Annotated in this window: 21 protein-coding genes; 15 read left to right on the top strand and 6 right to left on the bottom strand. The window is 61.4% G+C overall.

Annotated elements, in window-relative coordinates; all coding sequences use genetic code 11:
- Positions 1-71: 71 nt before the first annotated feature.
- Positions 72-1,436 (bottom strand): bifunctional UDP-N-acetylglucosamine diphosphorylase/glucosamine-1-phosphate N-acetyltransferase GlmU, encoded by a 1,365-nt coding sequence (glmU, locus tag JOD97_RS19135; RefSeq protein ID WP_209721635.1) that lies wholly within the window; start codon positions 1,434-1,436, stop codon positions 72-74.
- Between the two features lie 42 nt (positions 1,437-1,478).
- On the opposite strand from glmU, the gene JOD97_RS19130 reads away from it, so the two are divergent.
- The 5 genes from JOD97_RS19130 (at position 1,479) to JOD97_RS19110 (ending at position 4,558) form a co-directional block, all read left to right on the top strand.
- Entirely contained in the window at positions 1,479-2,360 is an 882-nt protein-coding gene (locus tag JOD97_RS19130; protein WP_209721632.1) for a DUF6279 family lipoprotein, read from the top strand.
- Positions 2,361-2,425: 65 nt separating this feature from the next.
- Entirely contained in the window at positions 2,426-3,082 is a 657-nt protein-coding gene (gene rsmD, locus JOD97_RS19125) for a 16S rRNA (guanine(966)-N(2))-methyltransferase RsmD (RefSeq protein WP_209721630.1), read from the top strand.
- Between the two features lie 118 nt (positions 3,083-3,200).
- Positions 3,201-3,692, top strand: a complete 492-nt coding sequence (gene coaD / locus JOD97_RS19120; protein WP_209721627.1) for a pantetheine-phosphate adenylyltransferase — start codon at positions 3,201-3,203, stop codon at positions 3,690-3,692.
- 12 nt (positions 3,693-3,704) lie between these two features.
- Positions 3,705-3,959 (top strand): YfhL family 4Fe-4S dicluster ferredoxin, encoded by a 255-nt coding sequence (locus tag JOD97_RS19115; protein ID WP_090324202.1) that lies wholly within the window; start codon positions 3,705-3,707, stop codon positions 3,957-3,959.
- Between the two features lie 5 nt (positions 3,960-3,964).
- Positions 3,965-4,558 carry a chalcone isomerase family protein gene (locus JOD97_RS19110; RefSeq protein ID WP_209721624.1) on the top strand — a complete coding sequence of 198 codons (594 nt, stop codon included), beginning with the start codon at positions 3,965-3,967 and terminating at the stop codon, positions 4,556-4,558.
- 104 nt (positions 4,559-4,662) lie between these two features.
- On the opposite strand, the gene JOD97_RS19105 is transcribed toward JOD97_RS19110, so the two are convergent.
- The gene (locus JOD97_RS19105; RefSeq protein ID WP_229264564.1) at positions 4,663-4,944 is read right to left on the bottom strand and encodes a hypothetical protein; all 282 of its coding nucleotides are present in this window, start codon (positions 4,942-4,944) and stop codon (positions 4,663-4,665) included.
- Between the two features lie 171 nt (positions 4,945-5,115).
- Between JOD97_RS19105 and JOD97_RS19100 the strand changes: the two genes are divergently transcribed.
- Positions 5,116-6,084 carry a LysR family transcriptional regulator gene (locus tag JOD97_RS19100; RefSeq protein WP_209721618.1) on the top strand — a complete coding sequence of 323 codons (969 nt, stop codon included), beginning with the start codon at positions 5,116-5,118 and terminating at the stop codon, positions 6,082-6,084.
- 124 nt (positions 6,085-6,208) lie between these two features.
- On the opposite strand, the gene JOD97_RS19095 is transcribed toward JOD97_RS19100, so the two are convergent.
- Positions 6,209-7,105 (bottom strand): SDR family oxidoreductase, encoded by an 897-nt coding sequence (locus tag JOD97_RS19095; RefSeq protein ID WP_209721615.1) that lies wholly within the window; start codon positions 7,103-7,105, stop codon positions 6,209-6,211.
- 96 nt (positions 7,106-7,201) lie between these two features.
- Between JOD97_RS19095 and JOD97_RS19090 the strand changes: the two genes are divergently transcribed.
- Complete coding sequence (locus tag JOD97_RS19090; RefSeq protein ID WP_209721612.1) at positions 7,202-8,128, top strand: AraC family transcriptional regulator; 927 nt, start codon at positions 7,202-7,204, stop codon at positions 8,126-8,128.
- Positions 8,129-8,154: 26 nt separating this feature from the next.
- On the opposite strand, the gene JOD97_RS19085 is transcribed toward JOD97_RS19090, so the two are convergent.
- Entirely contained in the window at positions 8,155-9,723 is a 1,569-nt protein-coding gene (locus JOD97_RS19085) for a methyl-accepting chemotaxis protein (RefSeq protein WP_209721609.1), read from the bottom strand.
- Positions 9,724-9,779: 56 nt separating this feature from the next.
- The gene (locus JOD97_RS19080; protein WP_008443393.1) at positions 9,780-10,235 is read right to left on the bottom strand and encodes an Lrp/AsnC ligand binding domain-containing protein; all 456 of its coding nucleotides are present in this window, start codon (positions 10,233-10,235) and stop codon (positions 9,780-9,782) included.
- Positions 10,236-10,469: 234 nt separating this feature from the next.
- Here JOD97_RS19080 and putA point away from each other — a divergent pair, with 234 nt between their 5' ends.
- Complete coding sequence (gene putA, locus JOD97_RS19075; protein WP_209721606.1) at positions 10,470-14,132, top strand: trifunctional transcriptional regulator/proline dehydrogenase/L-glutamate gamma-semialdehyde dehydrogenase; 3,663 nt, start codon at positions 10,470-10,472, stop codon at positions 14,130-14,132.
- Positions 14,133-14,320: 188 nt separating this feature from the next.
- On the opposite strand, the gene JOD97_RS19070 is transcribed toward putA, so the two are convergent.
- A complete protein-coding gene (locus JOD97_RS19070) occupies positions 14,321-15,028 on the bottom strand; it encodes a 5'-methylthioadenosine/adenosylhomocysteine nucleosidase (protein ID WP_209721603.1) in 708 nt (235 codons plus the stop codon).
- 969 nt (positions 15,029-15,997) lie between these two features.
- On the opposite strand from JOD97_RS19070, the gene JOD97_RS19065 reads away from it, so the two are divergent.
- From JOD97_RS19065 to JOD97_RS19035, 7 genes are all read left to right on the top strand, one after another.
- Positions 15,998-17,035, top strand: coding sequence for a nitronate monooxygenase family protein (locus tag JOD97_RS19065; protein WP_209721600.1), 1,038 nt, complete (start codon positions 15,998-16,000; stop codon positions 17,033-17,035).
- 70 nt (positions 17,036-17,105) lie between these two features.
- Positions 17,106-18,734 (top strand): GMC family oxidoreductase, encoded by a 1,629-nt coding sequence (locus JOD97_RS19060; RefSeq protein WP_209721597.1) that lies wholly within the window; start codon positions 17,106-17,108, stop codon positions 18,732-18,734.
- A 124-nt stretch (positions 18,735-18,858) separates the two neighbouring features.
- Complete coding sequence (locus JOD97_RS19055; RefSeq protein WP_209722680.1) at positions 18,859-19,629, top strand: ABC transporter ATP-binding protein; 771 nt, start codon at positions 18,859-18,861, stop codon at positions 19,627-19,629.
- Positions 19,629-20,336 (top strand): ABC transporter ATP-binding protein, encoded by a 708-nt coding sequence (locus JOD97_RS19050; RefSeq protein WP_209721594.1) that lies wholly within the window; start codon positions 19,629-19,631, stop codon positions 20,334-20,336. The genes JOD97_RS19055 and JOD97_RS19050 overlap by 1 nt, the downstream gene beginning before the upstream one ends.
- Before the next feature lie 64 nt (positions 20,337-20,400).
- Positions 20,401-21,609 carry an ABC transporter substrate-binding protein gene (locus JOD97_RS19045; protein WP_209721591.1) on the top strand — a complete coding sequence of 403 codons (1,209 nt, stop codon included), beginning with the start codon at positions 20,401-20,403 and terminating at the stop codon, positions 21,607-21,609.
- A 122-nt stretch (positions 21,610-21,731) separates the two neighbouring features.
- Complete coding sequence (locus JOD97_RS19040) at positions 21,732-22,616, top strand: branched-chain amino acid ABC transporter permease (protein WP_209721588.1); 885 nt, start codon at positions 21,732-21,734, stop codon at positions 22,614-22,616.
- Positions 22,617-22,626: 10 nt separating this feature from the next.
- Positions 22,627-23,601: a branched-chain amino acid ABC transporter permease gene (locus JOD97_RS19035; RefSeq protein ID WP_209721585.1), complete on the top strand. Its 975-nt coding sequence runs from the start codon at positions 22,627-22,629 to the stop codon at positions 23,599-23,601.
- Positions 23,602-23,680: the final 79 nt, after the last annotated feature.

Here is a 23,680-nt window from a genome sequence, read left to right as displayed (position 1 = left end):
CACAAATAAAAAAGCCGGGTTAGTTATCCCGGCTTGTTCTGGTGGATGTCCACACGTTTATCCACATCACCTCATTTTGGCTTCTTGACCGGGCGGCTCCAGTTCTTGATCGTGATCTGGCGCGGACGCGAAATCGTCAGCTTGCCGGCCGGCGCGTCCTTGCTCAGCGTGGTGCCGGCGCCGAGGGTGGCGCCCTTGCCGACGGTGACCGGGGCGATCAGCTGACTGTCGCTGCCGATGAAGGCGTCGTCCTCGATGACGGTGCGCGATTTGTTGACGCCGTCATAGTTGCAGGTGATCGTACCGGCGCCGATGTTGACGCGCGAGCCGATCGTGGCGTCGCCAATGTAGGCCAGGTGGTTGGCCTTGCTGTGCGCGGCGACCTGGCCGTTCTTGATTTCGACGAAGTTGCCGACGTGGACGTCCTCGGCCAGCACCGTGCCCGGGCGCAGGCGCGCGTAGGGGCCGATGATCGAGACTTCGCCCACCACCGCTTCTTCGATGTGGCAGAAGGGCTTGATCTGGGCGCCGGCCAGGATGCGGGCGTTGACGATGACGTTGTGGGCGCCGACGCGCACGCCGTCGCCCAGTTCGACCTTGCCTTCGAACACGCAGCCGACGTCGATGGTGACGTCGCGGCCGCAGATCAAGTCGCCGCGCACGTCGATGCGCGCCGGGTCCATCAAGGTCACGCCCTGTTCCAGCAGTTTGAGGGCGATGTTGCGCTGGTGGATGCGCTCAAGCTCGGCCAGCTGCACTTTGCTGTTGACGCCGGCCACTTCCCACTGCGCCGACGGTTGCGCCGAGACCACCGCCACGCCATCCGCCACGGCCTGGGCGACGATGTCGGTCAGGTAGTACTCTCCTTGCGCGTTGTTGTTCTTGAGCGCGCCCAGCCAGCGCTTCAGGTGCGCGGTCGGCGCGACCATGATGCCGCTATTGATTTCCTTGATGGCGCGCTCGGCGTCGGTGGCGTCCTTTTGTTCGACGATGCGGACAATGGCGCCGTTTTCACGGACGATGCGGCCCAATCCGAACGGATCGTCCTGCTCGACCGTCAAGATGCCAAGCTTGTCGTTGCCGGCGACGTCGACCAGCGCCCGCAGCGAGGCGGCCGTGGTCAGCGGCACGTCGCCGTATAGCACCAGCGTCGGCACGCTGTCGTCCAGCTCGGGCAGCGCTTGCATGACGGCGTGGCCGGTGCCCAGCTGCGGCTCCTGCAGCGCGGTGGCGACCTGTTCCGGCTGCCTGGCCAGCAGTTCCTGCACGGCAGCGCCCCCATGTCCGTAAATAACGCATAATCGGCTGGCAGAGAGGCTGCGCGCGGTATCGAGCACATGCGAGAGCAAGGGCTTGCCGGCCAGTGGATGCAAAACCTTCGGCAGCGCGGATTGCATGCGTTTGCCCATACCCGCGGCGAGAATAACGACGTTCATAAGAAGCCAGATAGAGTGAGTGAGTAAATGCAAAAGTCTAACATGTCCCAAAACGGCGCCCGATCGCTGAGCCGCCTTTTCCTGATCGCGCTCATGACCGTGCTGGCCGCGTGCAGTTCGCTGCGCCTGGCCTATAACAATGGCGACACGTTGCTGTACTGGTGGCTCGACGGCTACGTCGATCTGACCTCCGATCAAAAAGGCTGGGTGCAAACGGAGATCGACAAGCTGTTCAGCTGGCACCGCAAGACCCAGTTGAACGATTATGTGCACATCCTGCAGACGGGCCAGAAGCAGCTTGCCGGCAACCCGACCATCGCCGACCTGCAGGCCGATTACGACGATATCAAAGACCGCACGCAAAAGCTGCTGCTGAAGGCGGCGCCGGAACTGGCCGAGCTGGCGCGCTCGCTGCAGCCGGATCAGATCGCGAACCTGGAAAAGAAGTTCGCGTCCAACACCGAGGAGTTCCGCAAAAAGAACATGAAGGGCGACCGGGAGGCCCAGCAAAAATTCCGCTACAAGAAATCGATGGAGCAGTTCGAGCTGTGGTTCGGCAGGTTTTCGTCCGAGCAGGAGGCGCAGATCCGCAAGGCGTCGGACGCGCGCCCGCTGGACAACGAAATCTGGCTCAACGAGCGCAAACGCCGCCAAAACGCGATCCTGGCGCTGGTGCGCAAAGTGCAGCAGGAGAAGTTGAGCAAGGAGGCGACCATTCCTCTCATCAATGCGCTGATCAAGGAATCCTTCAACCGCCTGGACAATTCGGAGCACAAGCAGTTCTTCGAGGCATCGGAGCAGGGCAGCCTGCAGCTGATCATGACGGTGATCAAGCTGGCCACGCCGGAGCAGAAGGCGCACGCGCAAAAGCGCATGCAGGGCTGGATCAACGACTTCCGCAGCCTGATGGCGGAGGCCCGCTGACCGGCGCCGGCAAGCCCGTATGGTATAGTGGCCCCTGTTGAATCAATGACTTAGAACACAGCCACATGCCAAAGAAGCCAGCCAGCAAAGCCGCAAAACCCGCCAAAGTCCCGGTCCACGGTCCCCAGCACAGCAACCAGGTGCGCATCATCGGGGGGATGTGGAAACGCACTCCGCTGCCGGTGTTGAGCGCGCAGGGCTTGCGGCCGACGCCGGACCGCGTGCGCGAGACGGTGTTTAACTGGATCAACCATCAGCGCGACGCCAACTGGGCCGAGGCGCAGGTGCTGGATTTGTTCGCCGGCAGCGGCGCGCTGGGTTTCGAGGCGGCCAGCCGGGGCGCGAAGTCGGTCATGATGATCGACTCCAACGTGCCGGTGGTGCGGCAGCTCGATGAGATCAAGACCAAGCTGAAGGCGGATAACGTGCAGATCATGCGCGGCGACGCCTTGGCGGTGGCGCAGTCGGCCGCCGCGCGCGGCCAGAAGTTCGATCTGATCTTCCTCGATCCACCATATCAGCAGGAGTTTTTGGAGCGCTGCCTGCCGCAGTGCACAAGAATTTTGAGCGAGGGCGGCCTGGTCTATGCCGAGTCGGGCGCGGCGCTGGAATTCGAGCCGGGCGCGGCGCCCGATTGGATGGCGCCGTGGGAAATCCTCCGCGCCGACAAGGCGGGAATGGTATTCTTCCATTTACTTAAGCTGCGGGAATCGGTGGCTTAATAACAACTCAGTTGCTATTTTGTTGCTAGCAATTGGGCCGAAACTGCCCGATATTAAGGCAAACCCCGTTTTTCAGGCATAATGCGCGTTCTATATTGGTGCACTGCAGGGAGCCGCAATGGTAGTAGCCGTTTATCCGGGAACTTTCGATCCGCTGACCCGTGGTCATGAGGATCTGGTGCGTCGCGCATCGGGTCTGTTCGACACGCTGGTGGTCGGCGTCGCCGACAGCAAGAACAAGAAACCTTTCTTTTCACTGGAAGAACGCCTGACCATCGCCAACGAAGTGCTGGGCCATTATCCGAACGTGAAGGTGGAAAGTTTCTCCGGGCTGTTGAAGGATTTTGTGCGCGAGCACGACGCGCGCGTCATCGTCCGCGGCCTGCGCGCCGTGTCCGACTTCGAATACGAGTTTCAAATGGCGGGCATGAACCGCTATCTGCTGCCGGATGTCGAAACGCTGTTCCTGACGCCGTCCGACCAGTACCAGTTCATCTCCGGCACCATCGTGCGCGAAATCGCCGTGCTCGGCGGGGATGTCTCCAAGTTTGTTTTCCCATCGGTCGACCGCTGGCTGCAAAAGAAAATCGCAGCCACGCAAACCGAATAAGCGAGTTCCGCCATGGCCTTAATGATCACCGACGACTGTATCAATTGCGACGTGTGCGAGCCCGAGTGCCCGAACGACGCCATCTACATGGGCGCGGAAATTTACGAAATCAATCCGGACAAGTGCACCGAGTGCGTCGGCCATTTCAATGAGCCGCAATGCCAGCAAGTGTGTCCGGTCAGCTGCATCCCCTTCAATCCCGCCTGGCGCGAGACCGAAGAGCAGCTGCGCGCCAAATACGAGCACCTGCAGGCCGCCAAGGCCTGAGCGCTATGCGGCGCCGACAATTCCTCCACAGCCTGGCGGCCGCCGCCGTCCTGGCCGCCGGCGTGCATTTGCCGGCCTGCGCCGCCATCGAGGTGGCCGGCGTCAAGTTCGACGACAGCGTCACCGTGGCCGGCAAGGAACTCAAGCTCAACGGCGCCGGCCTGCGCACCAAGGTCATCTTCAAAGTCTACGCGGCCGGCCTGTATCTGGCCGAAAAGAAAACCACCGTGTCCGACGTGCTGGCCGCCACCGGTCCGCGCCGCGTCAGCATCACCATGCTGCGCGAGATCAGCTCGGATGACTTCGGCAAGTCCTTCATGGAAGGCATGAGTTCCAACACCGACAAAGCCGAGCGCACCCGCATCCTGCCGCAGACGATGAAGTTCGGCGAGGTGTTCGCGCAGATCCAGACGCTGAAAAAGGGCGACCAGATGCTGCTCGACTGGCTACCCGGCGAGGGCACGCAGTGCTATCTGAACGGTAAAAAGCTGGGGGATTCGATGCCGGACCTGGCGTTCTACAACGCCGTGTTGCGCATCTGGCTGGGCGACAAGCCAGTGGACAGCTCGCTCAAGCCCGCCCTGCTGGGCGAGCGCTAAAACCCAACCCGTATCCTTTAGCGATATGCTTGCCTTACCGCTTAAGGGTCGGACCCCGTACGGGGTCCGACCCTGCTTGGCCGTGCGGGGTTACAACCTCAGCATCAGGCGCGCGAAGCCATCGCGCGCAGCTCGGCGGCATGGCTGGCACCGCATTCGCTGGTGTTGAGCATACGCTTGAGCATCATCGCGTCGCGCATCTGGCGGCGCTGCAGGCGTTCTTCCTTGGTCAATTTCGGCTTTACCACCAGCACGGCGGCGCGCGCGCAGCCCAGCAGCAGCGGCTTGAACAACACCAGCAGGCCGATAGCGACAACGATGGCCGACGACAACTGTATAGCGGTAACGAACGAAAAATCTTGCAGTACTGCGATGATGGTAGACATGATAGAGCGGTGCATTTAGAATCAATGTAACTATAGTGCAGCGCAGCATAAGTATCCAATTTACTTCCACGATAACAATTATTCGTTTTGTGAATGGGAAAGCTTATCCTTGACGAGAAATGTGTATTTCTCGATACTGTCTTATCCTATTTTCATACTACCTGAGCCAACATGAGCTTTTTGACGCTGGACTTGAATTTGTTACGCGTCTTCGACGCCGTGATGACAGAACAAAATCTGACACGCGCGGCCGGCCATCTGGCCATGACCCAACCCGCCGTCTCGAACGCGATCAAGCGACTGCGCGAAAGCCTGGGCGACGAATTGCTGATCCGCACCGCCTACGGCGTCAAGCCGACGCCGCGCGCCGAATCGCTGTGGCCGTCCGTGCGCAGCGCGCTGGCCAGCCTGGAGGCGGCCGTGGCGCCGGAAACCTTCGACGTCTCGGCCGCGCACGCGACCTTCCGCATGGCCATGGCCGACGCCACCGCCGCCTTCTGGCTGCCGTCGCTGATGCGTTCGATCGAAAGGGAAGCGCCCGGCGTCAACGTGCGCATGGTGCCGTTGACCACGCGCGAACCGCGGCCGATGCTGCTGCGTGGCGACATCGACCTGGCGGTCGGCTTCTTCCCCGGCGTGGCGGCGCAGCTGTCGTACGAGACCGGTTCTCCGATCCGCCACGAGCGGCTGTACTCGGGACATTACGTCTGCGTGATGCGGCGCGACCATCCGCTGGCCAAGGTCGAGCTGAACCTGGATAACTATTGCAAGGCCAATCACTTGCTGGTGAGTTTCTCGGGCCGCGCGCATGGCTTGGTCGACGAGGCGCTGGCGCAGATCCAGCGCGAGCGGCGGATTCTGCTGACGGTCAATCAATTCTTCACGGCCGGGCGCGTGGTGGCCAACTCGGATCTGATCACGGTGCTGCCGCGGCATTTGATCGCCTCGACCGGCATGACGGACGCGCTGATCGCCAAGGAATTGCCGTTCCAGTTGCCGGCGGTGCACCTGGACATGCTGTGGCACGAACGCGATGCGCGCAGCCCGGCGCACAAATGGCTGCGCATGCACCTGGAAGGCATGAACCAGGTCGCGGCAAGAACGGCCCCAGGCAGCTCGCCGAAGAAAGACACCGCTTAAATACCTCGGAGACACGTAGGGCGGATTAGCGCGCAGCGCGTAATCGGCCATGCGTGCTCCGTTGGCGGCTCAAAGATGGCCGATTACGGCGTTCCGCCTAATCCGCCCTACGATCCTCGTTCGCTCAGCCGCTGAAATACGCGGCTCGGTCCAAATCCTCCAGCAATCCCGGATGTTCCTGCCTCCACCCCAATCCTTGCCGCGTCAGCGCGCTCGACGCCAGCCAATCGCTGCCAAAGAACCTCCCCAGCCAGCCGAAATGCCCGGCCACCTGCTCGTCCGCTATTCCCACCACCGGCAAATCCAACCACCGACCGATCACCTCGGCGATATGCCGCGTCGCCACACCTTCCTCCGCCACGCCGTGATAGGCCGTCCCCGCCACGCCGCTTTCCAGCGCCAGCCGGTACAGCCGCGCGGCATCGCGCCGATGCACGGCGGGCCAGCGATTCGCTCCATCCCCGATATACGCCGACACCCCTTGTTTGCGTGCGATGCCGATCAACGCCGGCACAAAGCCGTGATCGCCGTCACCATGCACCGACGGCGGCAGCCGCACCACCGACGCCCGCACGCCGCGCCCGGCCAGCGCCAGCGCCGCTACTTCGGAAGGAACGCGATGCGCGCCGGCCGAGCCCGGCATGGGCGCATCATTTTCCGCCACGAGCCGGCCCGGCGGCAGCACGCCGATGGCCGACGTCACCACGAACGGCTTGCCGGAGCCCGCCAACGCGGCGCCGATGGCCTCGATCGCCGCCAGATCGATCCTGGCGGACTCGGCCATGTTAGAGAAATCGTGGATGAACGCCGTGTGCATCACGCCGTCGCAGGCCTTCGCCGCCGCCGCCAGGGTGGCTGGCGCCGATAAATCGCCGCGATGCGCCTCGGCGCCGGCCAGCGCCACCCTTGCGGCGGCGTCGTCGCCGCGCACCAGCGCCAGCACCTGGTGCCCGGCCTGAATCAAATCCTCCACCACGGCGGAACCGACAAAGCCGGTCGCTCCGGTGACAAATACCCGCATGATCATCTCCTTCGATAGCTAAGGCAGCCATGATAGAAGGGAGAAGAAATCCGATCCATGCTATAAAGTCCATGTTATCTTCGCGTTCGTCCAAAAATGGATCCACTTTCCGATGTCCTGGCGCTGCTCAAGCCGCGCAGCTATGTCTCCGCCGGCTTCGACGCCGGCGGAGACTGGGCGGTCCGCTATCCGTCCAATGTCGGCATCAAGTGCTATTCGATCGTGTCGGGCCAGTGCTGGCTGGCGGTCGACGGCGTCGCCGAGCCGACGTTGTTGACGGCCGGCGACTGTTTCCTGCTGCCCGGCGGGCGGCCGTTTGTCATGGCCAGCGACCTGTCGTTGCCGCCGACCGACTCGGCCGAAGTATTCGCGGCGCCGCGCGTGGCCGGCGTCATCCGCCACAACGGCGGCGGCGCTTGCCTGATGGTGGGCAGCCGCTTTTTCCTCGAGCACAGCCACGCCGGCATCCTGCTGGCCATGTTGCCGCCGGTGGTGCACCTGCGCCGGGAGCCGGATCAGGAGGCGTTGCTGTGGTCGGTCAAACGCATGATGCGCGAATTGCACGAACAACGGCCCGGCAGCGCGCTGATGGCCGAGCACTTGGCGCACATGATGCTCATCCTGGCTCTGCGGCTGCATATGGAGGAGGGCGCGAAAGGCAGCGGCGCGGACGCCGGCGTGGGCTGGCTGTTCGCGCTGGCGGATCGGCAGATGGGGGCGGCGCTGAGCGCCATGCATGCGCAACCGGCGCAGCGCTGGACGCTGGAGGCGCTGGCGCAGCGCGCGGGCATGTCGCGCTCGGCGTTCGCGCTCAAATTCAAGACGATGGTGGGGGCCTCGGCGATGGAGTACCTGACGCGCTGGCGGATGCTGCTGGCCGGGGACAAACTGCTCCATTCCGGCGCGCCGATTTCGGTGATCGCGCCGTCGCTGGGCTACGAGTCGGAGAGCGCCTTCAGCACCGCCTTCAAGCGCGTGATGGGCAGTTCACCGCGCGAGTACGCGCGCAAGCAAGGCGCGTGAACCCGTCGCGGCGGATTCGTGCGCCCTCAATGCTTGGTGCTGGAGCGGTAGCCGATGCGGAAGCCGCCCCAATGCTTGCCGTTCACATAGATCGGCGCCGACAGGTCGTGCATCACTTCCCCCGTGTCGCGCTTGTAGGTTTGCAGCAGGAACGCCTTGGTGTTCGAGCCGCAGCGCTTGCCCGTGCGATCGCTGAAAATCCGCTTGGTGCGGTTGTTGACGATATCGACGTCGTAGTTGCCCGTCAGCGGCTGCGAAAACTTCTTGTTATGGGTGGGGAAATAGCCGTTGTTATCCACAGCACCGGCGTAAGCCAGCTGCGGCATGGCCACCAGCAGCGCCTCCTGCAATGAAGGCAGCACGCGATCCGTAAAATCATCGAACCTCGTCTTGTGCTTGGGCGGATCGGTGTTCGGGATCGGCGTATAGGTGCGGTCGAACAGCGCGTCGCGCGTGATCTTGCCGGACGAAATCGCCGCCTCGAAGATCCTGCCCACTTCCTGCGCCGCCCGCTGCGCGGCTTGGCGGATGGCGTCGTGCGAGGTGGCGATCGACGATTCGCCCAGCGCGCCGGTGATGACTTCGGCCCGCTCGGCCAGCGCCATCGCCGAACTGGCGGCGCGCGGCAATTCCTTCTCGGTGGATAACAGGCTGTCGCGGATGCTGGCGATCGCCGCGGCGATCTCCTCGGTGGTGGCGACGTGCTCGCGCGAGGCGCGGGCGATCTGGCCGATCTCCTCTTCCGACACGCCGGAGGAACGCTCGATATTGCCCAGCAAGCCGTGCACCTTCTCGACGTTGCCGGCCGCCTCGCTGACCTGCACCGCCAGCGAGGTCATGCCGGTGGCGGCTTGCTCGGCCTGCTGGTTGATCTCGCGCACCATGGTGCTGATCTCGTCGGTCGCTTCCTTGGTGCGCAAGGCCAGCTGGCGCACCTCGCTGGCGACGACGGCGAAACCGCGTCCCTGTTCGCCGGCGCGCGCCGCCTCGATGGCGGCGTTAAGCGCCAGCAGGTTGGTGCGGGCGGAAATCTCGCTGATGGCCTCGGTGAAGCCGTAGATTTTGCGGGAGTTGGTTTGCAGGCTGGTCATGACGGACGCCGCCGTCTGGGCGTCCTGGCGCGCGGTGCGGATGCGCTGCAGGCCGTTGTCCGCCTCGCTGCGGCCGGCCACGGTTTCGCCGCGCACCTGGGCGGCGATCTTGGCGGCGCGCTCGGCGTTGGCGGCGATGCGCTCGGTGGTGGCGGCGTTTTGCGCCGAACTGTGGACGATGGTGCCGGCGGTGCCGACGTCGAGCTCAATTTTCTTCTTGACGGAATCGACGAAGTACGATGTTTCCGCCGCGCCGATCATGATGGCGTCGATTTCCTCGCCCACGGTTTGGGCGAAGCGGCGCACGCCGCCCTCTTCATCATTCTGTCGCGCCGCCCACCAGGAGATCAACGCGCCGGCCAGCGCCGCCGGCGCGGCCGTATAAATCAATGCGGCCTTGTCGCCCGCAGCCAGATTGAACAAGTAAGCCAGACAGGTCCCGCCCGCCGTAGCACCCAACAACCATAATCCACGTTGCACCAACTTCTGCTGCAAAAGCTTCATTTGCCCCCCGTTGTACCGACACCTGCGCGTTCGCGACTAATTTTATTTCCTACATACTACTTTATCGGTAACTTGGTGGTATTCTTAACTTCTTCCATCACGGCATAGGTGTGGGTTTCCCGCACACCTTTTTGGAGCAGGGTTTTACCCAGGAATTCGCGGTAGGCGGCCATGTCCTTGACCCGGGCCTTGACCAGGTAATCGAAACCGCCGGCGACCATGTGGCATTCCAGCACTTCCGGAATCACCTGGACGCTGTGTTTGAAGGCGTCGAAGACTTCGGGCGTCGTGCGATCGAGCACGACTTCGATGAAAACGAGCAGGGAAACGTCGAGCAGCTGCGGGTTCAGCTGCGCGGTGTAGCCCATGATGTAGCCGGACTCGTGCAATTTGCGCACGCGCTCCAGGCAAGCGGCCGGTGACAGGTTCACGCGCGCCGCCAGCTCCACGTTGCTGATGCGGCCATCGCTTTGCAACTCCATCAAGATTTTTTTGCTGATCTTGTCTAACATTTCCGGGGACTCCCAAATAAATATTATTTGGTTAAATTGTCTCACTAAAAACAATCTATTGCTAGTCCCCTGTAATACCAGAATTAATCCAGAAGAAATCACTTTACAATCGAATCATCAGCAGTTCACGATTCGAGACCACGATTCACCCCAATTTCACGCTCTCAAGCTACCCGCTTGCAGAGCGTGTTTTTGTAAGTGGGCGCGCCTAAATTTCTATTCTGAGAGTCCTTCATGCAAGCAGCAGATCCTAGCGGTTTTACCCCTTTCGCAGCCTTACAAGCAGAAATCCTGCGCGACCCGATTCCATTGCGCGCAGCAGTGACGGCGGCCTATCGCCGCGATGAAGTGAGCGCTGTTGAATGGTTGTTGGATCAAATCAAAAACAACGATGCCGCCAGCCTGCAGCAGGCCCAGCAACTGGCCCATAAACTGGTCAGCTCGGTGCGCGAGCAACGCACCCGCGCCTCCGGCGTCGACGCGCTGATGCACGAGTTCTCGTTGTCGTCGGAAGAGGGCGTGGCGCTGATGTGCCTGGCCGAAGCACTGTTGCGTATTCCCGACAACGCCACCGCCGACCGCCTGATCGCCGACAAAATCAGCAAGGGCGACTGGCGCAAGCACCTGGGCGAATCGCCGTCGCTGTTCGTCAACGCCGCCACCTGGGGCTTGCTCATCACCGGCAAGCTGGTCGGCACCAACAGCGAAACGGGCCTGGGCTCGGCGCTGACCAAGCTCATCTCCAAGGGCGGCGAGCCGCTGATCCGCAAAGGCGTCGACCTGGCTATGCGCATGCTGGGCAATCAATTCGTCACCGGCCAGACCATCGGCGAGGCGATCAAGAACGGCCAGTCCAACGAGGCGCGCGGCTACCGTTATTCATATGACATGCTGGGCGAGGCGGCGCTGACCGAGGCCGACGCCAAGAATTACTACGCCTCCTACGAAACGGCGATCCACGCGATCGGCAAGGCCTCGAACGGCCGCGGCATCAAGAACGGCCCCGGCATTTCGGTCAAGCTGTCGGCGCTGCACCCGCGCTACAGCCGTGCCCAGCGCGCCCGCGTGATGGAGGAACTGCTGCCGCGCGTGCGCCAGCTGGTGCTGCTGGCCAAGCATTACGACATCGGCCTGAACATCGATGCGGAAGAGGCCGATCGTCTGGAATTGTCGCTGGACCTGATGGAGGCGATGGCCCACGATCCGGAGCTGGCCGGTTTCGACGGCATCGGCTTCGTCGTGCAGGCGTATCAAAAGCGCTGCCCGTTCGCCATCGATTTCCTGATCGACCTGGCCAAGCGCAGCGGCCGCAAATTCATGGTGCGCCTGGTCAAGGGCGCGTACTGGGATGCCGAAATCAAGCGCGCCCAGGTCGACGGCATGAGCGGCTACCCGGTCTACACGCGCAAGGTCTACACCGACGTCTCCTATCTGGTGTGCGCGCAAAAACTGCTGGGCGCCACCGACGTGATCTATCCCCAGTTTGCCACGCACAACGCGCAAACCTTGTCGACGATCTACACCTGGGCCAAGCGCGACGGCGTCACCGACTACGAATTCCAATGTCTGCACGGCATGGGCGAATCGCTGTACGACCAGGTCGTCGGCAAGGACAACCTGGACAAGCCGTGCCGCATCTACGCGCCGGTGGGCACCCATGAAACCTTGCTGGCCTACCTGGTGCGCCGGCTGCTGGAGAACGGCGCCAACTCGTCGTTCGTCAACCAGATCGTCGACGAAGCGATACCGATCGACTCGCTGATCAAGGACCCGGTCGCGCAGGCGCGCGAGCAGGGCGGCCGGCCGCACGCCGGCATTCCGCTGCCGCAGGACATGTTCGGCGCCGAGCGCAAGAACTCGGCCGGCTTCGACTTGGCCAACGAGGACGTGCTGCGCAATATTTCAGCAGCGCTGGCCGTGCCGCGCACCTGGTACGCGGCGCCGCTGCTGGCCGGCGGCGTCAGCGTCGGGCAGCCGGTGCAGGATGTCAGCAACCCGGCCCAGCACAGCGATATCGTCGGCAAGCTGGTCGAAGCGACCACCACCGACGTCGACAGCGCGCTGATCAGCGCCAGCAATTTCGCGATGGACTGGCAAACCACCGAACCGTCCGCACGGGCCGCCGCGCTGAACCGCGCCGCCGACCTGTTCGAAGCGAACGCGATGGAGCTGATGACCCTGGCGATCCGCGAAGCCGGCAAATCGCTGCCGAACGCCATTGCAGAACTGCGCGAAGCGATCGACTTCCTGCGCTATTACGCGGCCGAGGTCGCCGGCTCGACCAACACCCTGGCGCTGGGCCCGGTCACCTGCATCAGCCCGTGGAACTTCCCGCTGGCCATTTTCACCGGCCAGGTGGCCGCCTCGCTGGCGGCGGGCAACGTGGTGCTGGCCAAACCGGCCGAGCAAACGCCGCTGATCGCCCACCGCGCGGTCGAGCTGCTGCATGCAGCCGGCATTCCGCGCGCCGCGCTGCAATTCCTGCCCGGCCGTGGCGAGGTGGTCGGCGCCGCGCTGACCGCCGATCCGCGCGTCAAAGGCGTGATCTTCACCGGCTCGACCGAAGTGGCGCAGCTGATCAACCGCACGCTGGCCAAGCGCGCCGCCGCCGAAAACATTGACATTCCGCTGATCGCCGAGACCGGCGGCCAGAACGCGATGATCGTCGACTCGTCGGCGCTACCGGAGCAGGTGGTGCAGGATGCGATCTCGTCTGCTTTCGACAGCGCCGGCCAGCGCTGTTCGGCACTGCGCGTGCTGTTCCTGCAGGAAGATATTGCCGACAAAACCATCAAAATGCTCAAAGGCGCGATGCTCGAGCTGAAGGTGGGCTGCCCGGATCGCTTGGTCACCGACATCGGCCCGGTCATCGACGCCGAAGCGCAGCAAAATCTGCTGGCGCACATCAACAAGCTCAAAGGCACGGCGCTGAATTACTTCTCGCTGGATCTGCCGTCGAATGTGATCACCGCCGGCACCTTCGTCCCGCCGACGGTGCTGGAGATCCGCTCGCTGTCGGAGTTGACGCAGGAAGTTTTCGGTCCGGTGCTGCACGTAATCCGCTACAAGCGTGCCGATCTGCCGAAGCTGGTCCAGCAAATCAACGAAAGCGGCTACGGCCTGACCCTGGGCGTGCACTCGCGCATCGATGAAACGATCGACTACATCAGCTCGAACGCCCACGTCGGCAATATCTACGTCAATCGCAACATCGTCGGCGCGGTGGTGGGTGTGCAACCTTTCGGCGGCGAAGGCAAATCCGGCACCGGCCCGAAGGCCGGCGGTCCGCTGTACCTGAAGCGCCTGCAACGGGGAGCGAGCGCCTCGCCTCAACCTCAGCATCAACGCCAGGCGACACCGGCGCTGGACGCGCTCACCGCCTGGGCGCAGAAACACGGCCGCGACGCCATCGCCAAGCTGGCCGATCAATACAGCCGCACGACGATGCTGGGCACTCTGACGGCTTTGCCAGGCCCCACGGGCGAGCGCAACACGCTGGCGCTGGTGCCACGCGGCACGGTCGTATGCGCGGCGGGCACGCAAGACGGGCTGCTGAACCAGCTTGCCGCCGTCCTCGCGACCGGAAACATCGCGCTGATCGCGGGCGACACGGCCAAGCTGCTGCCAGGCGATTTGCCGGCGTCGGTCAAGGACCGCATCAAATCGATGGCGAATTTGAGCGACATCGAAGGCGATTTCCAGATCGCGCTGGTCGAATCGATGCTGGCCGGCAGCTTGCACAGCCAATTGGCGGCCCGTAGCGGGGCGCTGGTGAGCCTGATCGACACCACCGGGGACGGTGCCATCCCCCTGTGGCGTCTGCTTGCTGAGCGGGCTCTGTGCGTCAATACGACGGCGGCGGGCGGCAACGCCAGCCTGATGACCCTCGAAGCGTAAAAAACTAGCAGTGACCTTGAGGGGGCCGGGATCAAACCCGGCCCTTTTTACATCCGGGGTCAGGTCCACCATTTCTACACGGGCTTAACTTCCGAGGGGGTCAAGTCTAACATTACGACACGAGCTGAGGCGAAAACGGACAAAACCGCAGGCCCAAGAGGGCACACGCTTGAGCACGTGTATGAATGTTAGACTTGACCCCCAGGGTTATCCGGGTGGCAGAAGTTGTGGATAACTTCGAACGCGTAGCGCGATGCTACGGTTTTGATGAAATGCATGAAGTCGACAGCGGCGTCATCGTTGGCGTTGTCCGAGATCGTGCGGATCACCGCAAACGGTATGCCGAGCTCGAAACACACTTGCGCGACCGCCGCTCCTTCCATTTCCACTGCCAGTAAATCAGGCAGTTCAGCCTTGATGGCCTGGATTTGCGCCAGTTTTCCTATGAACTTGTCGCCGCTGGCGATCAATCCACGATGCACACGCGTGGTTTTGGCTGCGGCGTTGGCTAATCTTTCCGTCAACGCGACGTCCGTGGCGAAGCGCGAGAGGCCCGTTAGCGGGATTTCGAACTGGGGAAACAGTGGGCTGGCATCGAAATCATGCTGGACTAATGCTTCCGCAACGACGATGTCCCCTACTTTGACGTTTTTATCCCCGCTTCCAGCAACTCCCGTGAAGACGATGTGGGTAACTCCGAACTTTTCCACAAGGATTGCGGCTGTCATGGCCGCTGCAACCTTGCCTATACGCGATAGGACGCACACAGCGTCGATTTCCCACAGTTTCCCGGTCGTGTACTCCCGCATGCCATGGATGTGCTTGTAGGGGCCTTCAAAGGCTTCTATCAGCCCATGCTGTTCTTCAGCCAACGCACTAATGATGCCTAAACGCATACTTTTTCCTTGATTTTCGAGTGGAGGCTGTGGACTTCCTGCGACTTCTCCACAGTGCTAAGCCAAAAAAGGTCGATTTTAAGGCGTTTTTTTCTGTGTAAACGGGTCTTTGCCCACGAAGAGGGCCTCAGATTTCGTCAGAAATCTGCCGTTTTTGGGGTTTTCGGGTCGGTTTTTGCTTTTTCGGGTTTAGTAGTTTACAAAGATATATATAAAAAATAGTAGTAGTAGTAAACGGGCGTTTAGCTGTGGATAAGTTCTGTATACGTTTACGAATCATTGGTTTACGCGAAAGATAAGCACTTGCATAAGCGCTGTACCAGTTTCGGAGCAATTCTGTATAAAATGGCGGCCCTTGGATAACTTCGTGCTTACTCACAACTCATCCTGTGGATATCCAGTAAGTTATTCACAAGCGGCACGGTTTTTCAGGGTTTTCTGAGCTTTTCAGCAACATCAACAACGGCCACCAGCCCAAAATTTTCCAGGAAGCACGTAGGGCGGATTAGCGCAGCGTAATCCGCCGAGCTCCGTCGACGGCTCAACGATGGCGGATTACGACCTTCGGTCTAATCCGCCCTACGTGTCTGCATGACAAGTTTTGTTTTGCAGGTCATATCTCTCTTCATCGCTCCTTCCGGTTTTTGATAACAAACCGGGTTGGGCGCTTGCGCCCTGGTTTTGGGGTTTTCGTCGAGCCGCGCGATCTATGGTTTACTCTAAAGATGTATATATAAAAATAGTAGTAGTTGTTAACGTAGACACTTTTCTGTGGATAAGTCCTCATTTTGGATTAAAATCAGGCGTTTACGAACTTCATAAGCAGGCTCAGAAGCCGTGTATGACAAAAGAACTGTTTTGGGATAAGAAAACAGCTCCCCGGAAATTTTTTGTTTACTCACATATCGTGCCTGTGGATATCCATAGACTTATCCACAGGGGTAAACATCCTTTAGAGTGAGAAATCTGATGAATCTGACATCCGTTTTTCCGCATCCCATCATTCAAGGACCTACCGCCGGCGGCAGCAATACGCCGGCCCAGGTCGCCGCCGTGTCCAACGCCGGCGCGCTGGGATCACTGGCCTGTTCCTTACTTTCCCCCGCCGCGATCCGTGAGCAGACCGCCCAGATCCGCGCATTGACCGATAAGCCGTTTTGCCTCAATTTCTTCGTTCTGGAAACACCACAGCCTGATCCGGCCGAAGTGGCCAGGGCCGTTGAATGGCTGAAACCGCTCTGGTCGTCGCTGGGTTGGACCGAGTTCCCCACGCCAGCCAAATGGTGCGAAGACTTCGCCGCCCAGTTTGAAACGCTGATCGAACTCCGTCCGGCCGTCGCCAGTTTTACGTTCGGCCTCCTGAGCGCCGAACAAATTCAGCGTTTGCATGACGCCGGCATTCTGGTTATCGGCACCATCACCCATGCCGAGGAGGCGATCGCCTGGCAGAACAGAGGCGCCGATGCGGTGATCGCTTCCGGCACCGAGTCGGGTGGCCATCGCGGCACCTTCATCGGTCGCCAGGAAGATGCGAAATTGACGACCTTCGAGCTGCTGCCGACGATCGTGGCGGCGGTAAATATTCCCGTCATCTCCGCCGGCGGCATCATGGACGGCGCCGACATCAAGCGCGCGCTGGGCATGGGCGCGCAGGCGGTGCAGATGGGAACCGCCTTCCTGGTGACCGATGAATCGTCAATTAATCCACACTACAAACAACGGTTGTTGTCCGCGGGCGAACATCCGACCAGACTCACGCGCACGTTTTCCGGCCGTTACGCGCGCGGATTGGTGAACCGCCTGATGCGTGAGCTGGAAGCTGTGGAGTCGCAATTGCCGGCATATCCCATCCAAAACGCGCTAACGACGCCGATCCGCGCCGAAGCCGCCAAACGCGGCGATACCGAACTGATGTCGCTGTGGTGCGGGACCGGCGTTGCGCGCGCGCGGCCGATGCCGGCGGCCAAACTCGTTGAAACATTGCTATCGGAGATGAACGCAGCGTAGACTAAGCCCGCACGCCGCCGAGAGAGCCCAAACGCCCCGGCATACCGATCCATTCTTGGAGGAGCAGTTTTTGGAATCAGCAGGCGACTACGATTACATCATCATTGGGGCGGGCTCGGCCGGCTGCGTCCTGGCAAACCGCCTGAGCGCGGACAGAGAAGTCGATGTCCTGCTGATCGAGGCGGGTGGCAGGGACGATTATGTGTGGATACATATCCCCGTCGGTTATTTGCATTGCATCGATAATCCCCGTACCGACTGGATGTTCCGCACCGAGGCCGACGCCGGTCTCGGCGGACGCAGCCTGCTTTATCCGCGCGGCAAAGTGCTCGGCGGAAGTTCATCCATCAACGGCATGATCTACATGCGCGGCCAGGCCGGCGACTACGACCGCTGGGCCGATCTGACGGGCGACGCCAGCTGGCGCTGGGACGCAGTGCTGCCGCTGTTCAAAAAAAGCGAGGATTACTACGGCGGCGCTTCCGATAACCACGGTGTCGGCGGTCCGTGGCGCGTGGAAAAACAGCGTTTGTCCTGGCAGATACTGGACGCGTTCCGCGATGCCGCCGAGGAAGCCGGCATCGCCAAGGTCGACGATTTCAATCGCGGCGACAACGCCGGCTGCGGTTACTTCGACGTCAATCAAAAGCGCGGCATCCGTTGGAATACGGCGAAGGCGTTCCTGAAGCCGGTGTCGGGCCGGCCCAATCTGACGGTGATGACCGGCTGCCACGTGGAACGCTTGCAGATCGAAATGACCGACCGGGGTCCGGTGTGCAATGGCGTTATCTTCAGCGGCGGCGGCACCCGCTATCGCGCGAAGGCGGCGAAAGAAACCGTTCTGGCCGCTGGTGCCGTTGGTTCGCCGCAGATTTTGCAGTGCTCCGGCATCGGCTCGGCCGCGAAGCTGCTTCACCATGGCATCGCGCCGCTGGCGGACCTGCCGGGCGTCGGCGAAAACCTGCAGGACCATCTGCAATTGCGCATGGTCTACAAGCTCGGTGGTGGCGCCCGCACCTTGAATACGATGGCGTCGAATTGGTTCGGCAAAATGAAGATCGGCCTCGAGTACGCGATGTTCCAGAGCGGGCCGATGTCGATGGCGCCGTCGCAGCTGGGCGCGTTCGCCCGTTCCGACGCCAATCAAGCGTCGCCGAATCTGCAATACCACGTCCAGCCTTTGTCGCTGGAAAAATTCGGCGACCCTTTGCACGCCTTCCCAGCCTTCACCGCCAGCGTGTGCAACCTGCGGCCGACCTCGCGCGGCCACGTGCACATCGCCGGCGCCGATTCGTACGCGCCACCGAAGATTTCGCCGATGTATTTGAGCACCGCCGAGGACCGCCAGGTGGCGGCCGCGGCGCTGACTTTAACGCGCCGTATCGTCGCCTCGCCGGCGCTGAAAAAGTTTACGCCGGAAGAATACAAGCCCGGAATCCACTATCGCACCGAGGAGGAATTGGCGCGGGCGGCGGGCGATATCGGCACCACCATCTTCCATCCGGTCGGCACCTGTAAGATGGGCCGCGCCGACGATCCCACCGCCGTCGTCGATAGCGAATTGCGTGTCATCGGCGTCGCCGGTCTGCGCGTTGTCGACGCATCCATCATGCCCTTTATCACGTCCGGCAACACTAATTCCCCGACGATCATGATCGCCGAAAAAGCTTCAGAAATGATCCGTTCAGCCCGGAAATAAAGGGCTCGCCTGTTAGCGTTAGATCAAAAGTAAGTAGTAGTTATACTGTATTGTTAGCTAATTTTTTACTCTGTATGATCTAAAAAAATTTAGTACCTTGAACCATAAAAGCAAGGGAGACAGGATGTCCGGCGTTATCTTGGAAACAAAGAACTTGACCAAGCAGTTCAGAGGTTTTACCGCGGTCAACGATGTCAATCTCAAAGTGCAGCGCGGTCACATCCACGCGCTCATCGGTCCCAACGGTGCCGGTAAAACCACATGCTTCAATCTGTTGACCAAGTTTCTGGTGCCGACTTCGGGCCAGATCCTGTTCAACGAAAAAGACATCACGGCGGCCAAACCGGCGCAGATCGCCCGCATGGGCGTGATCCGGTCGTTTCAGATTTCAGCGGTCTTTCCCCATCTCACGGTGCTGCAAAATGTCCGCATCGGATTGCAGCGGCAGCTCGGGACGAGCTTCCATTTCTGGCAGAGCGAACGCGCGCTGCGCACGCTCAACGACCGCGCCATGCAGCTGCTGGCCGAGGTCGACCTGACCGAGTTCGCCGACACCGTCACCGTCGATATGCCTTACGGGCGCAAGCGCGCTTTGGAAATCGCCACCACCCTGGCGATGGAGCCGGAGCTGATGCTGCTCGACGAGCCGACCCAGGGCATGGGCCACGAGGACGTGCACCGCGTAACCGACCTGATCAAAAAAGTCTCGGCCGGCCGCACCATCCTAATGGTCGAACACAATATGAAAGTGGTGTCCGGCATTTGCGACAAGATTTCGGTGCTGCAGCGCGGCGCCATGCTGGCCGAGGGCACGTACGCCGAGGTCTCGCGCAATCCGCAGGTGATGGAAGCGTACATGGGCACCGAAGCCGCGGTGCTGGAAGGAGCCCACTGATGACGGCCGCTTTGGAAATATCGAATCTGCAAACCTGGTACGGCGAGTCGCACATCCTGCACAACGTCAACCTGAAAGTGCAGCCCGGCGAAGTCGTCACGCTGCTGGGCCGCAACGGCGCCGGCCGCACCACCACCTTGCGCGCCATCATGGGATTGACCGGCGCCCGCAAAGGCTCGATCAAGATCAACGGCGTCGAGGCGATCGGTTTCCCGACCCATAAAATCGCCCACCTCGGCGTCGGCTATTGCCCCGAGGAGCGCGGCATCTTCGCCTCGCTGTCGACCGAGGAAAACCTGCTGCTGCCGCCGCAGTTGTCGACCGGCGACAAGGGCATGTCGATCAAGGAAATCTACTCGATGTTCCCGAACCTGGAGGAGCGCAAGCACAGCCAGGGCACGCGCCTGTCGGGCGGCGAGCAACAAATGCTGGCGGTGGCGCGCATCCTGCGCACCGGCGCGCGCCTGTTGCTGCTCGATGAAATTTCCGAGGGCCTGGCGCCGGTCATCGTGCAGGGCCTGGCGCGCATGATCACCACCCTCAAATCGAAGGGCTACACCATCGTCATGGTGGAACAGAATTTCCGGTTCGCGGCGCCGCTGGCGGACCGGTTTTATGTGATGGAGCACGGTCAGATCGTCGAGACCTTTGTTTCATCCGAATTGAGCGACAAGATGCCGGTGCTCACCGAGCTGCTTGGCGTGTAGAAGATTATTCCAACGTTCTGTGACTATACAAATCTAATCACGCGACTTTTCGAACGGAGACAAAATGAAACTCAAAGCTATTACCATCGCAGCCAGCGCCGTGTGCGCGCTGGGTCTGTCCTTCGCCGCGCAAGCCCAGGTGTCCGGCGACACCATCAAGATCGGCATGATCACCGACATGTCCGGCTTGTACACGGATATCGATGGCGCCGGCGGCGCCGAGGCCATCAAGATGGCGATCGCCGACGCCGGCGTCGTCCTTGCCGGCAAGAAGGTGGAGTTCATCTCCGCCGACCACCAGAACAAGGCCGACATCGCCGCCTCCAAGGCGCGCGAATGGTTCGACCAGCAGGGCGTCGACATGCTCATCGGCGGCACCAACTCGGGCGCCAACCTGGCCATGGCCAAGGTCGCCGCGGAAAAGAAAAAGGTCTTCATCTCGATCGGCGCCGGCTCGGCCCGCTTGACCAACGAGGAGTGCACGCCGTACACCGTGCACTACGCCTACGACACCATCGCGCTGGCGCGCGGCACCGGCGGCGCCATCGTCAAGCAGGGCGGCAAGAGCTGGTACTTCCTGACCGCCGACTATGCCTTCGGCCAGTCGCTGGAGAAGGACACGGCGGACGTCGTCAAGGCGGCCGGCGGCAAGGTGATGGGTTCGGTCAAGCATCCGCTGTCGGCGTCGGACTTCTCGTCGTTCCTGCTGCAGGCGCAGTCGTCGGGCGCGCAGATCCTCGGCCTGGCCAATGCCGGCGGCGATGCGATCAACGCGATCAAGGCCGCCAACGAGTTCGGCATCACCAAGAAGATGAAGCTGGCCGGTTTGCTTATCTTCATCAACGACGTCCATTCGCTGGGCCTGAACCTGACGCAGGGCATGTACCTGACCGACGGCTGGTACTGGGATCAAAACCCGGAAACGCGCGCCTGGGCCAAGCGCTATTTCGACAAGATGAAGAAGGAGCCGTCGATGCTGCAGGCGGCCGACTACTCGGCCGCGTCCAACTACCTGAAGGCGGTCAAGGCGGTCGGCACCGACGACTCCGACAAGGTCATGGCCTATCTGAAGGCCAACAAGATCAACGACATGTTCGCCAAGAACGGCGTGATCCGTCCGGACGGCCGCATGGTGCACGACATGTACCTGATGGAGGTGAAAAAGCCGTCCGAATCGAAATATCCGTGGGATTACTACAAGGTCGTGGCCACCATTCCCGGCGACCAGGCGTACGCCACCAAGGCCGAAACCAAATGCAGTCTGTGGAAATAAGCTGAGTTGTACACAGGACAGGCACGCCGCCGCCCCGCGCGGCGTCGCGCCTGTCCGTTCCTTGTTTTTGTCCTCGTGTTCCGCCCCGCCGCTCGGCCGGGCGCTCTTTAGACTGTGATCTCATGGAAATTTTCGGCGTTCCCTTGCCCGCGATGATGAGCCAGCTTTTGCTGGGGCTCGTCAACGGCTCCTTCTATGCGATGTTATCGCTCGGCCTGGCCGTGATTTTCGGCTTGCTCAACGTGATTAACTTTTCGCACGGTGCCCTGTACATGATGGGCGCGTTCGTCGCCTGGATGGGGATGACCTATCTCGGTTTGAACTACTGGACCATGCTGGTGCTGGCGCCGCTGCTGGTGGGCGTGTTCGGCATCCTGATCGAAAAGACGATGCTGCGCCACCTGTACAAGCTCGACCATCTTTACGGACTGCTTTTGACTTTTGGTATCACCCTGCTGGTGGAGGGCGTGTTCCGCTCGTTCTACGGCGTCTCCGGCCAGCCGTTCCAGGTGCCGGACGCGCTCGCGGGCGCGACCGATCTCGGCTTCATGGTGATGCCGAACTACCGCGCCTGGGTGGTGGTGGCGTCGCTGGTGGTCTGCCTGGCCACCTGGTACGTGATCGAAAAGACCAAACTGGGCGCCTATTTGCGCGCCGGCACCGAGAATCCGAAGCTGGTCGAAGCCTTCGGCGTCAACGTTCCGCTGATGGTCACGCTCACCTATGGCTTCGGCGTCGCTTTGGCGGGCTTTGCAGGGGTGCTGGCGGCCCCGATCATCCAGGTGCAGCCCCTGATGGGTCAGAACCTGATTATCGTCGTATTCGCCGTTGTGGTGATCGGTGGCATGGGGTCGATCATGGGCTCCATCCTCACCGGCCTCGGGCTGGGCGTGATCGAGGGCCTGACCAAGGTGTTCTACCCGGAGTTTTCGTCGACGGTGGTGTTCCTGGTGATGGTCATCGTCCTGCTGCTTCGTCCAGCTGGTTTGTTCGGTAAAGAAAAGTAAGAGGGCACAGATGAATAGAAATCTCGGTTATATCCTGGCCTTCGCCTTCGCGCTGGTGGCGCCGTTCGTCGGCTATCCGGTGTTCCTGGCCAAGCTGCTGTGCTTTGCGCTGTTCGCCAGCGCCTTCAACCTGCTGATCGGCTTCACCGGCCTGCTGTCGTTCGGCCACGCGGCCTTCTTCGGCGGCGCCGGCTACGTGGCCGGCAACGCGCTCAAGGCGTGGGGCTGGCCGGTCGAGCTGGGCATGCTGGCCGGCCTGGCCGCCGGCGCCGCCATCGGCCTGGTCATGGGCGCGCTGGCGATCCGCCGCCAGGGCATCTACTTTTCGATGATCACGCTGGCGCTGGCGCAGATGGTGTTCTTCGGCGCGCTGCGGGCGCACGAGTTCACCGGCGGCGAGGATGGCTTGCAAGGTATTCCACGTGGAAAATTCCTCGGCGTGGTCGACCTCACCAACGACACCGCGCTGTATTACTTCGTGCTGGGGATCTCGGTGCTGGCGTTCATGCTGATCGTGCGCACCGTGCATTCGCCGTTCGGCCAGGTGCTCAAGGCGATCAAGGAAAACGAGCCGCGCGCCATCTCGCTCGGTTACGACGTCGACAAGTACAAGCTGCTGGCGTTCGTGCTGTCGGCTGGGCTGTCCGGCCTGGCCGGCGCCACCAACGTGCTGGTGCAGGGTTTCGAGACGCTGACCGACGTCCACTGGACCATGTCCGGCCTGGTGATTCTGATGACCCTGGTCGGCGGCATGGGCACCCTGGCCGGTCCGATGCTTGGCGCGATCATCATCATCGCGCTGGAGAACAAGCTGGGCGACGTCGGCATTTTCCTGACGCAGTCCACCGGCATCGAATGGTTCAACACCATCGGCGAGGCGGTCAACATGGTGGTCGGCTTTATTTTCATCGTCTGCGTGTTGTTATTCCGCCGCGGAATCATCGGCGAAATCGTCGCTAAGTTCGGCAACAAAAAGCCGGCATGATGTAGCACAGACGCCGGACGTTCTGTCCGGCGTTTTTCCCAAATCAAGAGTAAATTTTTATCTGGCCTCGGGCTGGAGT

The sequence above is a fragment of the Duganella sp. 1411 genome (genome assembly GCF_017833525.1).
Classification (GTDB): domain Bacteria; phylum Pseudomonadota; class Gammaproteobacteria; order Burkholderiales; family Burkholderiaceae_D; genus Rugamonas.
The sequence above is the reverse complement of the archived record's forward strand: the minus strand, read 5'-3'. Positions and strand labels throughout refer to the sequence as shown.

Excerpts from the sequence above, each read along its gene's own strand:
- JOD97_RS19115 (WP_090324202.1), top strand. The coding sequence starts at position 3,705 with ATGGCCTTAATGATCACCGACGACTGTATCAATTGCGACGTGTGCGAG.
- JOD97_RS19065 (WP_209721600.1), top strand. The coding sequence starts at position 15,998 with ATGAATCTGACATCCGTTTTTCCGCATCCCATCATTCAAGGACCTACC.
- JOD97_RS19055 (WP_209722680.1), top strand. The coding sequence starts at position 18,859 with ATGTCCGGCGTTATCTTGGAAACAAAGAACTTGACCAAGCAGTTCAGA.
- JOD97_RS19045 (WP_209721591.1), top strand. The coding sequence starts at position 20,401 with ATGAAACTCAAAGCTATTACCATCGCAGCCAGCGCCGTGTGCGCGCTG.
- glmU (WP_209721635.1), bottom strand. The coding sequence starts at position 1,436 with ATGAACGTCGTTATTCTCGCCGCGGGTATGGGCAAACGCATGCAATCC.
- JOD97_RS19070 (WP_209721603.1), bottom strand. The coding sequence starts at position 15,028 with ATGCGTTTAGGCATCATTAGTGCGTTGGCTGAAGAACAGCATGGGCTG.
- JOD97_RS19105 (WP_229264564.1), bottom strand. The coding sequence starts at position 4,944 with ATGTCTACCATCATCGCAGTACTGCAAGATTTTTCGTTCGTTACCGCT.
- JOD97_RS19040 (WP_209721588.1), top strand. The coding sequence starts at position 21,732 with ATGGAAATTTTCGGCGTTCCCTTGCCCGCGATGATGAGCCAGCTTTTG.
- coaD (WP_209721627.1), top strand. The coding sequence starts at position 3,201 with ATGGTAGTAGCCGTTTATCCGGGAACTTTCGATCCGCTGACCCGTGGT.
- JOD97_RS19035 (WP_209721585.1), top strand. The coding sequence starts at position 22,627 with ATGAATAGAAATCTCGGTTATATCCTGGCCTTCGCCTTCGCGCTGGTG.
- JOD97_RS19095 (WP_209721615.1), bottom strand. The coding sequence starts at position 7,105 with ATGCGGGTATTTGTCACCGGAGCGACCGGCTTTGTCGGTTCCGCCGTG.
- JOD97_RS19130 (WP_209721632.1), top strand. The coding sequence starts at position 1,479 with ATGTCCCAAAACGGCGCCCGATCGCTGAGCCGCCTTTTCCTGATCGCG.
- JOD97_RS19080 (WP_008443393.1), bottom strand. The coding sequence starts at position 10,235 with ATGTTAGACAAGATCAGCAAAAAAATCTTGATGGAGTTGCAAAGCGAT.
- rsmD (WP_209721630.1), top strand. The coding sequence starts at position 2,426 with ATGCCAAAGAAGCCAGCCAGCAAAGCCGCAAAACCCGCCAAAGTCCCG.
- JOD97_RS19110 (WP_209721624.1), top strand. The coding sequence starts at position 3,965 with ATGCGGCGCCGACAATTCCTCCACAGCCTGGCGGCCGCCGCCGTCCTG.
- JOD97_RS19085 (WP_209721609.1), bottom strand. The coding sequence starts at position 9,723 with ATGAAGCTTTTGCAGCAGAAGTTGGTGCAACGTGGATTATGGTTGTTG.
- JOD97_RS19050 (WP_209721594.1), top strand. The coding sequence starts at position 19,629 with ATGACGGCCGCTTTGGAAATATCGAATCTGCAAACCTGGTACGGCGAG.
- putA (WP_209721606.1), top strand. The coding sequence starts at position 10,470 with ATGCAAGCAGCAGATCCTAGCGGTTTTACCCCTTTCGCAGCCTTACAA.
- JOD97_RS19090 (WP_209721612.1), top strand. The coding sequence starts at position 7,202 with ATGGATCCACTTTCCGATGTCCTGGCGCTGCTCAAGCCGCGCAGCTAT.
- JOD97_RS19100 (WP_209721618.1), top strand. The coding sequence starts at position 5,116 with ATGAGCTTTTTGACGCTGGACTTGAATTTGTTACGCGTCTTCGACGCC.